Genomic DNA, 14,089 nt, shown 5'->3' on the forward strand with positions numbered 1-14,089 from the left:
CATATACTCCCCAACAAGTGCCAATACTTCCATCATTCCAGACATTGCAGAAGACTTGAAACTTGCAAATTATACCAGCAATCATTCTTCCCCCTCCGCCCCTAAAAATCTCCTAGCAACTAACGAAATATCTACAAAATCCAGCATAGAAGTATTGCGATCGAACAACAAAATCCTCGATGAAAGCCCAGAAAACCCTCCCCAGCAAGCAGACATAGACGCCTTCATCCTCAACAAAAATCCAACACAAACAATCAACAGCATCGCTGAAAAACCGCAAACATCCACCTCCCAAACCGACACAATAACAGGCGATACAGCCGGGGCAGCAACTCAAAATAACATTCCTTCCGACTCCAGCCTTTTCCCAGCCGACAAAATAGATAAAATTAGCGGCGATTACCTATCTGATTTGCGTACATCAGAGACAGACAAAGAATTGATAGCTGACGCTACACCCAAAACCGAGGCTAAATTAGCAGAAAAAAACGCAGATTATCCTGCAGTAGAAACCAAAGACTCGACTGTTTCCGAAATTTGCAGTTGCGCGACAAATACTGCTGAAACAAAAACGGAAAATTCCCCAGCGACAGAAACCAAAAATCCCACTGTTTCCGAAATCCCCAATTCTGATCCAAAACCCGAAAATTCCCCAGCAACAGAAACCAAAAAACCGACTGTTTCCGAAATCCCCAAGGACGATCCAAATCCGGTTGAGACAAAGCCAGAAAATTCTCCAGCAACAGAAACCAAAAATCCGACTGTTTCAGAAATTCCCAAGGAGAATCCAAATCCGGTTGATCCAAAAACCGAAAAATCTCCCGCAGTTGAAGACAAAAAGCCGACTGTTTCCGAAATTTCCAATTCCGATCCAAATTCGGCTGATCCAAAAACCGAAAATTCCCCAGCGACAGAAACTCAAAACCCGACTGTTTCAGAAATTCTCAATTTCCCAACAAATCCTGTTGACACAGGAATCGACGACATCACAGGTGCCAAAATCGAAACAACCGTCTTTATCCAACCAGAAAAACCAGAAATATCAGCCATACCCGCAGCATCCGCAGACATTCTCACTGGAGAAATTGAAAACATCTCCTCAACTCCTATCGACAGCCCGGAAATTCTCAGCGAAACTCCTGAAAATTTTCCCATAATTTCTCCCGATGAAATTTCCACGCTGTGGGAAACCCTCAACAACATATTCGCCCAACAACTTCCTCACTTTCCCGAAACAGCATCCAGCCAAAATTATCCACCATCCGCATCAAAATATATAGTTACCGACAGCCCAACGATTATTCCTGAAATAGCTGTCACTGAAAACTATGACTCGCAACAATCGGAAAATATCACCGCCGACAGCGACAATCAGCAGCCAACAACCATCGACGAATATGTAAACCCGAATTTCGACTCGGAAAACATCGCAATTACTTCGGAAATAGCATCTGATGAAAACAGTCAGCCAGACAATTCACACAATATTATCGCTGACTCCGCAACTGAAATCGAAACTGACAGCGAATACCCAGTCACTGACACGGAAAATCAACTAGAAATAACTCCCCATTCCCCGCAACAAAACCAACCATTTATCGGCATCATCGATACCGGATTTACCGCCAACAATCCCAACATCGACTACAGCCAAATCATCCTGGGAAAAGACGTAATCGAGGGCGACAACAATCCCCTACTCCAAGCAAACGAAGGAAACCAACACGGCGACACAATATTAGAAATTATCAGCACATCCAACAATCAAAACAACACCAAAAAAGCTCCGGCAATTTGGCTGGGAAGGGCAACTGGTAGCGGCAACTGGCATCAATCGCTGATAGAATTTGCAGACGCCACCAAAGCTGCAAAACAACCCAACGCCGTGGTTAACCTCAGCTTCGACTTAACCCAAATCAACCCCGACGGCACCCAAACCACACGGCACTTCTTGACAGCAGAAGAAACAGCAGCATTGAAATATGCAAAAGACAATAACATACTGATTGTAGCAGCGGCCGGTAACGAAGGGAATCTCCTCTCTGCCCTCGGTCAAGCCTCCACAGAATTCGACAATATCATCACTGTCGGTGCAGCCGAAAACAACTATCGGGCAGCCTATTCCAGCTACGGACGAGGTTTGGATATTTTAGCACCAACCGACACTCACCAAACAGCAGAAACTGCAACAAATGCAACCAAACAAGGCACGTCGATCGCCGCTGCTAAAGTCACGAATACCATCTCGCAAATGTGGGCGGCCAACCCATCTCTGGATTACCAACAAATCAAAAACATTCTCCTCAATACAGCCAAAGACATCGACGTACCCGAATGGGATGAAAGGACGGGATACGGCATTCTCGACGCAGGATCGGCCATTGCTACAGCAGCGGAAACTATCCCGACAATTCCAGTATTGGTGGCAGCAAAATACTTGACAAAATCCCTAATCAGTGCCGACGAAAATACAACAAATACCGCAGCCAAACCCTCATCAAGAGCAGCCCTAACCAACGCCACAACCAACCAACCAAAAACCACCAGCACCTCAACCGGAGACTACAACCAAGGCACCAGTTCCAGCACCACAGAACAACCCCAAAACACCACATCAAATACCAGCAAATATAACAACACAACCAGCACAAATGCCCAAACCAACAAAAGCTACTCGCATACAAACTCCAACTGGAACAAAAGCCGCAGGAATACCAACAGTAACAGTAACTCTTTGTACGAAACAACAACAGATACAACTACAAAAGCCAGGGACTACACAGACAAAAATCTTTCCCTCTACTCAATAGAAAGAACAAATAAATCCCAAGAAAACATCAGCCGACTCAAATACGAAGGCACAGGAAATAGCCAAAGCTCATACAAACAGAAATGGAGTTCAAATCGCAACTATACAAGTCCTTCACAAACTCAGAAAAGTGCTTCCGACAGCTACCTAAACAGCCAAACTCAATCCGATGGCAAGCACGACGGTAGCTATGCAGAGAGCAACTCTAAGACCCAAGAAGAATCAGGTTCAAAATCAACTACCAACAATCAGTACACGAGCAGCAATGGAAGTTCCGGCAACAACAGTACAACCCAAATAAAAGGAAAAACTAACAGGACTTCGAGCAACAAAGGCAACAATTATAACAGCACTTACAGCGGCGAAAATTCGGAAGTCACTCAATCCGACTCCCACAGCAAAACTAGCAGCAACTTCTCCAAAACAAACAATAGCAGCGACAACCGTTCAATCACTAACAACATCTGGGACAATACCACAACCAACGGCAAAACCGTCGGCAGTAGCACCCGCGATACTTACTCAGAAGGGAACAATAACTACAACACCAGTTACGACGACGGCAAATCAAAAAACACCAGTAACACAGACACATATACCCAGAATCAGTCCCAGGAAACTAACAGCACTAATGGCACTAACTCTTGGAGAAACAATCGAGATAATCATTACTCAGTCACCAGCGGAAATAACACAGACACTTACAAAAACGGGGGAGACACTAGAAACCACAATCGCGACCATTATTCAATCAGCAAGTCAAACTCTTCCAGCAGCAACAGTGCCGGGAAACTCAGTTCCAAAAACGAAAGTGAAAGATATTCCGAAAATCAAGACCAGTGGGATAGCGAGTACAAAGCTGATACTTATACCACCAAAAGTAACAGCGACGAATCGACAATAACCGCGAGTAAAAGCAATAGCAATACCGAGGGCAATAATTCAAATTCGTCTAACAGTAGCGATACCTCAACCACGAGAAATTCACAGACAGTCACAACTTACAAAGATGGTCGAAAAGAAGAGAATGGCAGTTCGACTTACGAAAAATGGTTGAGGGACAGCAGTTACGATAGTAAGGGTGTAGTGAGTGATATTTACAAGTATTATCGCTGGAGTTCGAGTTATACCAAGTCTTATTTTAAGGGAGGTTATCGTTGGACTGAGACAATAAGTGGTTACGATTCAGAATCGGTGAATAAAAGGAATGTTTATACGAGTAGTGGCAGCAGTTGGAGTTGGACTCGTAGCGGGACTGTCTGGGATGATGGGAGAAATGATTGGAGTGAGAGTTGGTCGAAGTCTAGTTGGAAAGATGGCAAGTATTTGCCGAGTGAGTCTGAGTCTAAAAGGGGAGGGTTCGATCCGAAGAAAACAACACCGCAGGTGAATGATGTCCCCAAATTTGGGGAGCCGCCGCGGTTGAATAAGGCTCCGAAAAATAAGCCGATCGATTTACAGAAACTTCCGAAGCCGAGTAAGGATCTTTTGCTGATACCGACGGTGATTATCAAGGATAAGGATCGTCAGTTTAAAGATGTTTTCTTCGGTGGAAATGGGAAGGATGATTTAGCAAACAATCCTCCTAAGCCAAGAGGTGGTTCTAATCCTCCTCCGCTGCTCCCTCCCGATATTGATGACGAAGATCTGAAAAAGTGCTACGATATCCTAAAAAGAATCGAAGAAGTGCTATATAAAGGTTTCATTAATGAACAAGGACAATTGGAAAAATCACTCAGAAAACGCGAACAAGATATGCTGGATGATAATAATACTAATCGTCTTTACCAAGCTCATATAGCTACTCAACAACAGCGTCCTGAAGCAGAAAATCGTAATATGAGCGAGGGTAAAGGGACATGGGCAGGACATCAGGCCAGATACAGAAAAGTGCGAGACAGGTTAAATCAATTGCTCGACGAATGGAGAAAGTCTGGTTGTAACGACGGCGATCTAATAGCACTCGGATCCCGAGCTCAAGATTTAATGGATCAAGCTGAGGAATATTCCGTGAAAGAACCGCCAGCACAACCACTTCCTCCCAGTCAGCCGAATCAGTTGCTACAACAGGCTTTTGCACTGGGTGCAAAGCTCAAAGATGGTATTTTAGTAGTAGCCGAAGGAACATCAAAGTTGGTGATTGCCATCTTGATAGGGATTGCAGTAGTTTTGTCAATTCCTTTTCAGATTCTACCTAAGGTTTAACCGACCCATTTTCCCAATCAATAACTTCGATAATCACCAATCTAAAATCACACAAAAAACTGTATGGAACTTGCATATCCTTGGAGAGACTGTGATGGTGGTACATGGCTTCAAGCATTATCTCTGCCCACCCTCCCGTGGGTCAGCCAGTTTCTGTTTTTGATGGGGTTGCCAAACCCTATAGTAGAGCAACCGCAAATCTGGCAGTCGATCTATGCTCAGGCTATGATGGACTATGAAATGCGAGGAGAACTCAGAGGTTGCGGCGAAATAGGAATAGATGGTTGGTACGGAAAAATCGTACAACAGATTGTTAAAAAGGCACTGTTAGAACTGGCAGCTAAGTCAGGAGTAGAAGTAGCTATAGAGTTAGAACAATGGGTTTTGCTGCACTTTTTTTGTCGTGAATTTAGATCCGCAATGTTTACATGGAAGTTTGTTTTTGCAGGTATTTATATTCCACCAAGACGAGGGCGTAAACCAATCCTACTTCCTGTAGTATTAGGTTCACTGAGCCAAGAAATTAAGAATTTAGTGAGTTATGAACTCAGGACTGAAATCCAAAATAATTTGAGGAATGTGGCACCGCCACCACCAGAGTCTCTTAATCCCGATGAAAGGAGTGATGAGTGTTTTGAGGTATCGCCCATATCTGATGTAATTAATCAAACATTAACGCTTAGAGCTTTACAAAAAATTGCTCAAACCATCAATGAGACAGAGAGAAAAGAAGTGATGGCATGGGTAGAGATATCTACCGAAGATAACAAATATTTGATCAAAATGAAAAGGCTTTGTGGAGATAAATATTTGCAAGTTGAACAGCCAGACCCAATGTTGCCATCAATATTTGATGATATTTGACCTCGATCTGATTTGTGCGATCGAATTACTGTCGATAGTTTGACTTTTCAGGCCGATCGCACATCGCCCGTACAACTTCCTCGCTCGTCGATCGCCCGTTTTGAGATAATTTTTATATTTCGGGCGATCGACTCTACGCGCGATCGACACGGCACTAATTCTCGGAGGAACACCGGAGCTTGCTCCAATCTAGGATACAACGAGGCAACAAAACCCGCCCTAGCCTGTAAAATGAAGATTGCAGATGGACACAGGAGAAATTTATGCCGTCGGAAAACCAAGACTTGCTCAAAACTCAAACACCTCACAGTCCAAAGTTGCCAATTCCCTCAGATATTTTATTGAGCTTGGCCGCCTTACCCATGCTGGGCGGTTTGCTGGCGGCCAAAGCTGCTGCTGAGTTTGTTGGGTCGATCGGCTCTGAAAGCGAAGAAGTCTTTCGGGGCTCGCGCCTTCCCCTGCTCAACTTTCCCCGATCGCAGAAATAATACTATTTTCGATTAAAGAATTGGCAATATTGAAGCTTGCCTGCAATTACATTGTTTTTGGGAACTAATATAAAAAGCCCCTGTTCGAGCCAGCACCCAGAAGCTAATTTTTTTGAACGGAAAGGTTGACAATCGGTAAAAAACGTGCTGCTATAATTTGTCTTTGCTTCTAGCTTGTACATAAGTGGGCTCAATCTTCTTTGAAGATTAGTTTCAAAAAAAAAATAGAACTTTAGGCAAGCTTCAAACCCTTGGGTTGTAAGCGATCCCTAATCCCTAATCGAAAATCGCAAATCGAAAATTGTATAAGTTGTCTCAAATTTGACTGCAAACAAAAGTGTTTTAGGCGAAACTAAACCATACAATTTTCTAGACACCCGCAGCTATTGAGGAACAGCCCGATGAGTTCAGTCCTCCAGTCTTCAGAACAGGCTATTGATGCAACATCTATTCCCCATTCTGCCGCTTACTCAAAATCAGATTTGTTTCTACGCAATCGCCTCAAAGTAGTAGAGGACTTGTGGGAATCGGTGCTGCGACAGGAGTGCGGGCAGGAATTGGTCGATTTGCTCCAACAAATGCGATCGGTCAATTCCGCCGAGGGACAAGCCACTAACTTTCGCGAATCGAATGTGGTACAGCTAATCGAAAAGCTCGATCTCAACGCCGCCATCCGCGCCGCGCGGGCTTTTGCGCTGTATTTTCAATTGATCAATATTGTCGAACAGCACTACGAACAGCGAGACCAACAGCTAGCTTACACTGGCAGCAACGACGCTGGCGGGCGAATGTTTGCTAAGCTGCCGGGACAAGCCAAAGATGCGCCCGATCGCCCGCGGCACAGGGAAGGCCCAGCCCAAACGGCTCCTCGCGGTGCAGACAGCAGCGAGGCGATTGCCAAAGACGCCGGAACATTTCACGAATTGTTCCCGATGCTGCTGCGCTTGAACGTACCTAGCCAGCAAATCCAGCGCTTGATCGATCAGTTGGACATCCGCTTGGTATTTACCGCTCACCCGACGGAAATTGTCCGCAACACGATCCGCACCAAGCAGCGGCGAATGGCGAAAATTCTCCAACAGCTCGACCAAGTTGACGAGAAATTTCAGGGAGCGCGCGCGAACTCTGAAAGCCCCTACCCGGTGTCTAGCTGGGAAGCGGCGAATCTCCAAGAGCAACTGATGGAAGAAATTCGCCTCTGGTGGCGTACTGACGAGCTGCACCAATTCAAACCAACTGTGCTTGACGAGGTGGAGTACACTCTCCACTACTTCGACGAAGTGCTGTTTGATGCCATTCCCGAACTCTACCACCGCTTAAAGCAAGCGCTGCACGCTTCTTATCCTTACCTGAAACCGCCTAGTTACAATTTTTGCAAGTTCGGTTCTTGGGTGGGCTCCGACAGGGACGGCAATCCTTCTGTCACCCCGAAAGTTACTTGGCAAACTGCTTGCTATCAGCGCCATTTAGTGATGTGCAAGTACATCACTGCTGTGAAGCGGTTAAACGAACTTTTGAGTTTGTCGCTGCACTGGAGCGACGTATTGCCAGAATTGCTCGAATCTCTCGATCGCGACAAATCGGAATTTCCCGATGTTTACGAACAGTGGGCAATCCGCTACCGCCAAGAACCTTACCGCTTGAAGCTGGCCTACGTGCTCCAGCGGCTGGAAAATACGCGCGATCGCAATTGGCGTCTCTACAAAGGAGACGAGTTGCAGCGGGAGCACGAAGTTTTGTCGGAGCATCCCGTCTTGACCGGCCTTTATCGATCGGGCGCTGAGTTTTTAGCCGAGTTGCAGTTGATCGAGCACAATTTAGTCGAAACAGGTTTGAGCTGTCGGGACTTAGAAAATCTGCTTTGTCAAGTAGAAATTTACGGATTTAACTTGGCTTACCTAGACATCCGCCAAGAGTCCACAGTACACACCGACACTTTGAGCGAAATTGCGGAATACTTGCAAATTTTGCCCAAATCTTACAATCAAATGTCGGAATGCGATCGAGTTATTTGGCTCGCAACCGAACTGCAAACTCGCCGCCCTTTAATTCCCACAGAACTGCCATTTTCTCCCAAAACTTGCGAGACAATTAATACCTTCCGAGTCTTGCGACAAATGCAGCAGGAGTTTGGTCAAGAAATTTGCCAAACTTACGTCATCAGCATGAACCACGATGTCAGCGACTTGCTGGCGGTTTTGCTGTTAGCAAAAGAATCGGGACTGTACGATCCAGCGACAGGAATTAGCACCATTCAAGTAGTGCCGCTGTTTGAAACAGTCGAAGATTTGAAAAAAGCCCCGGAAGTAATGCAGAAGCTATTCGATCTGCCGCTTTATCGGGCTTTGCTAGCGGGAGGATACGCGCAGGAAGTAGCGTTCAAGAGCGAACCAAATCCACCAAACCAAATCTGTCAGGTCAAATTGCAAGAGGTGATGCTGGGCTATTCCGACAGCAATAAAGATTCTGGTTTCCTCAGCAGCAATTGGGAAATTCAGAAAGCTCAAAAAGCTTTGCAAGCGGTGGCCGAAAAACACGGTGTGGAATTGCGGATTTTTCACGGCCGGGGCGGCTCTGTAGGGCGTGGCGGCGGGCCTGCTTACAAGGCGATTTTGGCTCAACCAGGAAAGAGTATTAGCGGGCGAATCAAAATTACCGAACAAGGCGAGGTTTTGGCTTCCAAATATTCTTTACCGGAGTTGGCGCTGTACAATTTGGAAACTGTGGCGGCGGCGGTAATTCAAGCTAGCTTGCTGCACGCGGGTTTTGACGGAATCGACCCTTGGAATCAGATTATGGAGGAATTGTCGGTCAAATCGCGATCGCACTACCGCAATTTAATCTACGAACAGCCGGATTTAGTCGATTTCTTCCATCACGTTACCCCGATACAAGAAATCAGTCAGTTGCAAATTAGTTCTCGTCCGGCCCGCCGCGGCGGCAAGAAAGACATCAGCGGTTTGCGAGCAATTCCGTGGGTGTTTAGCTGGACTCAAAGCCGATTTTTAGTGCCTTCTTGGTACGGTGTCGGCACAGCTTTGCAAGAGTTTTTGCTGGAAGAACCGGAAGAACACATGAAACTTTTGCAGTATTTCTACTTGAAATGGCCGTTTTTTAGAATGGTAATTTCTAAGGTCGAAATGACCTTATCTAAGGTGGATTTGCAGATTGCCGATCACTACGTGCGGGAGTTGGCTTTGCCGGCGGACAGGGAGCGTTTCAAGGCTTTATACGAGCAAATTGCGGCGGAATTTTACTTGATTCGGGATTTGGTTTTAACTGTTACCGGACACCAGCGTTTGTTGGACGGAGATCCGTCTTTGCAGCGATCGGTGCAGTTGCGAAATGCCACGATTGTGCCTTTGGGTTTGTTGCAGGTTTCGCTGTTGAAACGCTTGCGGCAGCACGGTACTGGCGGGGTTCCGGGGGTGATTCACTCGCGTTACAGCAAGGGCGAACTGTTGCGGGGTGCTCTGCTGACAATTAACGGAATTGCTGCGGGGATGCGGAACACCGGTTAATGGTTTTGAGTTGTGAATTTTGATTTGAGTTTTGAGTTTTAAATTTACTTAAAAATTCAAAGTGCGATCGACTGCTTCCCAGGCTCTGCTTGGGAACAGTTAAAATAGATGGAGTTTTGCTCGATGAATGACTACTTTGCTTTCATAATAGGCATTCTCAGCGCCGGAATAGGTGGGGAGCTTTTTGTTCGGGGTGTGGTGGGACTAGCTCATTGGGCGCGTATTTCTCCTGGGATTATTGGTGCAACAGTGGCAGCCTTCGCTACTTCGAGTCCAGAACTATCTGTTGCTGTCAACTCTGCTTTAGAAGGACAACCTCAGATTTCCCTCGGTGATGTTTTAGGCAGTAACATTGTCAACGTTGCTCTGATTCTTGGTCTAGCTCTGATCGTTTCAGGAATTCAAACCCCTCGCGATAGCACAAAACGTGATTTTCTGACTGCCCTGCTAACTCCGGTGGTAATTGGTATTCTTTGTTTGGATGGTTTGCTGTCTCGCATTGACGGTTTAATTCTTCTAAGTATACTTTTTGTTTGGATTAGTGTCGTAGTGATTGAAGTACGCAGACAGCAAAGTATGGCAGACGAAGTGCTGGGCGAGCATCGAAATTGGCTGGCGATTATTCTCTGTGTTGTTGGTTTGGGCTGCTTAATCGTTGCAGGGCATCTCATTGTAGCTGGAGGAAAAGGTATCGCCATTTCTTTCGGAATCGATGAATTTGTCACTGGAGCAACCATCGTCGCCATTGGTACATCAGTCCCGGAACTTGCAACAACTATGATTTCCAAGATGCGCGGACATGAGGAGGTGGGACTGGGAACAATATTGGGCAGTAACATTTTCAATAGTCTTTGGGTAGTTGGAATTGCAGCCACCATTTTCCCTATCTCAGTCAATTGGCGCGAAGTGTCGGTAGCTTTAATTTTTGGAATTGTGACAGTGGCACTTACATTCCCAACGAGAAGAGGTTTTATTGAACGCAGGCGCGGAGTATTATTAGTTGTACTTTATTTTGTCTATGTTGCCACAATTCTGTAAATGCTTGGTAGTAAAAGCCTAGAGTTAAGATTTTTTGTGTCTAAACGCAAACAGTCTGAAGGCTGTCGCCCGATGCTGCGGCGCACTTTTTTATTTTTAACGGGTATAGCTTTGGCGCGGGTTGCGGCTGACTATTTGGCGATCGCCCAAAACCGAGATAATTTCTTGACAAGCGAATTTCAAAGGTGGTACCCGCCACGCGATCGAGCCGTGGAATCAATCCAAAATCTAAAATCAGAAGAGCCCGATCCTCGATCCGTGGGATCGATCGAAAATATAAAATATAAAATATAAAATCGAATGACTCTCGCCGGTAAACTGCGGCCAAAGTCCCTCGCTTTTTTATCGAAAAAACAATCCGATCGAACTCCTCAACCTCTACCAAACAATCCAGTAATAAAATCAGGAAAAAATCCTCAACTTCTGGCAAAGAATCCCGTCGCGAGGTTGAGAAATCCCCGCCGCGAACGGCGGGGAGGATGTCAATAAAAACAATTCTATAACCAGTGGTTGGGATACGTCCTTTCGTCCGCCAAATTATTAAAGATGACGGCGCACAAGACCAAGATTATTGAACCCTCAAAAGCAGGTGTTAGCAAAAATTTCCAGTCTGGTTTGGTCATCATGACAACTAAGGCAACTGCTCCCGAAGGCGGATGTAAAGTTCCGGTAAGCTGCATAATTCCGATCGCACTAGAAACAGCCATTCCCATCGCCCAGGGAGAAGAACCGAAAAAATGCAGAATCATTAAACTGGTGAGAGCCGCGAAGAAATTGCCCCCAATCACATTCCTCGGTTGAGCCAAAGGGCTGTCAGGGACACCAAATATCAGAACGCTTGTAGCGCCAAACGGAGCCATTAGTAAAGGAGAATTAGTTTTTACAGCAAGATAGGACGTTGCTGTAATTGCCAAAAAACTGCCAATCCAACTCCAAACAATATGCCGGTGATGAGGTCTGTCTGTGGGGCAGCTCAATGGACAAGATCGCCACCTGCCAAAGGTTTTAAACCAATAACTTTGCCATTTAAGTTGAACTTTTTTACTGTCAATCATAAATCAGGTTGCCCGATCGCCAGGTTTATTAAATTTTCTGAACTAGCCTCCGGTAAAGTTAAGATATCATAACAATTTGTAAAAAAGTAGTTAAACGCACAGATTTTTGGATCTAGTTGCGAACTTAATTGTTCGCTACGGAGAGTTTTCCCACTCCGGGGTAAGCTTGCGGAAATTGTATTGAGATGCACCGGGGTGACAAGTAACGCAACTGCTGATATTTGCTGGTTGCGGCAGCTTGACTTTGGGGTGCAAAGCTTTGAAATAGCGAGAGTTGGCGGCTCTGTACGGGAGGTCTTCGTCTTTGGGTTGGGGACGCGAAAAAGTTTGCAGGTAATTCCACACCAACAGGCGGGGCGGGTCTACTAGCAGTTTGATGGTTTGTCCGTAGTGTTCGGGGTCTTGCAGCAACCTGCGCCAGGTTTCTGTTGGCAATACTTGGGGCGGTAAACCGATGTGACAGGTGGCGCAGTTTTCTAGGTACAGTTGCTGTGCGAGTTGGTAGCGTTCGGGGATGCGATCGACAGTGCCGATTTCTTCCACTGTAGAAAATTGAGCCAGGAGCGCGGGAGTGCCAGAGCCGGCAGTCTGTGCTGCCACCCATCCACCTCCGGTACAACAGACAATTATCAACACTAGCAACGTTGAGTAAAGCCTCAGCCAGCCACGAGAGCGGCGCTTGAGGCGAATTTTGTGGTTCATTGTGTTTTCTGCCTTCAGGCTGCTATTTTTTGCGGTCTGGAGGCGGTTTTTTCGCAGCCCGCACGGACTCGATTTGTTGCCTAAACCACGGGTACGGTCATGCCTTCGCGGGCCAAGCAGCTATCGGCAAAAACTGATTGCACGTCTGCTTCGACACGATCGAGAAAATTGTCGTCGTGACTCGGATCGTGGTGAAACATTACAATCTTTTTGACTCGCGCAGCTTTTGCTATTTCTACTCCTGCTTGCCAAGTCGAGTGTCCCCAGCCGACTTTCGGGTTTTTGAAGTCGTAATACTCTTCGTTGGTGTAGTTAGCATCATAAATTAGCACGTCGGCGTCGCGGGCTAGGTGTACGACATTTTCGTCGAGCCGATCGGGAAAATGCTCTGTATCGGTGCAGTAGACAGCCGTGTGTCCTTGCCAAGTAACTCGATATCCGATCGCAGTATTGGGGTGATTGAGCAGTGCTGTTTCTATTTTCACATCGTCGAGTTCGACAATATCCCCTGGCGTCAAATCGTTGAATTTGAGGTCAGACTGCATCACCTGGATGGGAACTGGAAAATTGGGGTGGTGCATTTGGTCGGCAAGACGCTGTTTGATTGTAGTGCCGTTGGGGGCGATCGCCCCGTAAATGTGAAAGCAGTTCCCCGGAATAAAAGCTGGAGTAAAAAACGGGAAGCCTTGAATGTGATCCCAGTGAGTGTGACTGAAAAACATATAAGCTTCGATCGGCATTTTTCGCAGCAGATTCAGGCCGAGAACTCGCAAACCGGTGCCGCCGTCAAAAATCAGGTGTTTTTTGCCCAAGCGCATTTCTACGCAAGAGGTATTGCCTCCGTAGCGAATTGTTTTGGTGCCGGGGGTGGCGATGCTGCCCCGCACGCCCCAAAACTGAACGACAAAATCGGTCAAAGGACTGTTTGAGCTAGTGGCTTTGTTGTCGGAAGGCTGTGAATTTGCTTGAGAGGGTGAAGAATCTGACATTTTTTTTTAGGTTTGAGCGCAGGAACTTGGCAAGTCAACTACCCAGCATCAAGCGGAGTACCGCTGCTATGATGTGGGCTTGCATCTGAACTCCACCGCAATTCCGAAAACCTGGATAGGATTTGGGCTTTGGCTTCACCATTCGATACATTAGGGGATGCTGACAAACTCCCCGTACTCATCCAGTCTTGCCGGACAAGCAACGCTCTCATTGCAATATTTCGCGCACCAATCAAATCGGCGTGTAACTCATGACTACAACATTCGCACCGGAACAATAGTCCTTTGTTCGGTCTATTAGCATCCGAAGTATGCCCGCATTTAGAGCAACTTTTCGACGTGTAATGAGCCGGAACTTTCGTTGCTAACGAACCATTTAGATTAGCCTTATAGTCGATATACCCGTGCAATTCGGCAT

11 protein-coding genes are annotated in these 14,089 nt (G+C 46.2%); 6 read left to right on the forward strand and 5 right to left on the reverse strand.

Going from position 1 to position 14,089, the window contains the following annotated elements; translation table 11 throughout:
• The first annotated feature begins 55 nt into the window (after positions 1-55).
• Positions 56-5,014, forward strand: coding sequence for a S8 family serine peptidase (locus tag WBA89_RS17955; RefSeq protein WP_424408576.1), 4,959 nt, complete (start codon positions 56-58; stop codon positions 5,012-5,014).
• Positions 5,015-5,077: 63 nt separating this feature from the next.
• Positions 5,078-5,878, forward strand: coding sequence for a hypothetical protein (locus WBA89_RS17960; RefSeq protein ID WP_424408577.1), 801 nt, complete (start codon positions 5,078-5,080; stop codon positions 5,876-5,878).
• 47 nt (positions 5,879-5,925) lie between these two features.
• Here the strand turns inward: WBA89_RS17960 and WBA89_RS17965 are convergent, their stop codons facing one another.
• Positions 5,926-6,051 (reverse strand): hypothetical protein, encoded by a 126-nt coding sequence (locus WBA89_RS17965; protein WP_424408578.1) that lies wholly within the window; start codon positions 6,049-6,051, stop codon positions 5,926-5,928.
• Positions 6,052-6,141: 90 nt separating this feature from the next.
• Here WBA89_RS17965 and WBA89_RS17970 point away from each other — a divergent pair, with 90 nt between their 5' ends.
• From WBA89_RS17970 to WBA89_RS17985, 4 genes are all read left to right on the forward strand, one after another.
• Complete coding sequence (locus tag WBA89_RS17970; RefSeq protein WP_424408579.1) at positions 6,142-6,366, forward strand: hypothetical protein; 225 nt, start codon at positions 6,142-6,144, stop codon at positions 6,364-6,366.
• A gap of 401 nt (positions 6,367-6,767) precedes the next feature.
• Positions 6,768-9,887 (forward strand): phosphoenolpyruvate carboxylase, encoded by a 3,120-nt coding sequence (gene ppc / locus WBA89_RS17975; protein ID WP_424408580.1) that lies wholly within the window; start codon positions 6,768-6,770, stop codon positions 9,885-9,887.
• Positions 9,888-10,010: 123 nt separating this feature from the next.
• Complete coding sequence (locus tag WBA89_RS17980) at positions 10,011-10,925, forward strand: calcium/sodium antiporter (RefSeq protein WP_424408581.1); 915 nt, start codon at positions 10,011-10,013, stop codon at positions 10,923-10,925.
• A 36-nt stretch (positions 10,926-10,961) separates the two neighbouring features.
• Positions 10,962-11,219 carry a hypothetical protein gene (locus tag WBA89_RS17985; RefSeq protein WP_424408582.1) on the forward strand — a complete coding sequence of 86 codons (258 nt, stop codon included), beginning with the start codon at positions 10,962-10,964 and terminating at the stop codon, positions 11,217-11,219.
• Positions 11,220-11,422: 203 nt separating this feature from the next.
• On the opposite strand, the gene WBA89_RS17990 is transcribed toward WBA89_RS17985, so the two are convergent.
• The 4 genes from WBA89_RS17990 to WBA89_RS18005 all read right to left on the reverse strand — a co-directional run.
• Entirely contained in the window at positions 11,423-11,980 is a 558-nt protein-coding gene (locus tag WBA89_RS17990) for an HPP family protein (RefSeq protein WP_424408583.1), read from the reverse strand.
• A gap of 135 nt (positions 11,981-12,115) precedes the next feature.
• Complete coding sequence (locus tag WBA89_RS17995) at positions 12,116-12,682, reverse strand: diheme cytochrome C (RefSeq protein WP_424408584.1); 567 nt, start codon at positions 12,680-12,682, stop codon at positions 12,116-12,118.
• 80 nt (positions 12,683-12,762) lie between these two features.
• A complete protein-coding gene (locus WBA89_RS18000) occupies positions 12,763-13,671 on the reverse strand; it encodes an MBL fold metallo-hydrolase (RefSeq protein ID WP_424408585.1) in 909 nt (302 codons plus the stop codon).
• 38 nt (positions 13,672-13,709) lie between these two features.
• The coding region (locus WBA89_RS18005; protein ID WP_424408586.1) for a zinc ribbon domain-containing protein at positions 13,710-14,089 on the reverse strand (380 nt) is incomplete at its 5' end.

This window comes from Microcoleus sp. (genome assembly GCF_049646505.1).
In the GTDB taxonomy this organism is placed as follows: Bacteria; Cyanobacteriota; Cyanobacteriia; order Cyanobacteriales; family Microcoleaceae; genus Microcoleus.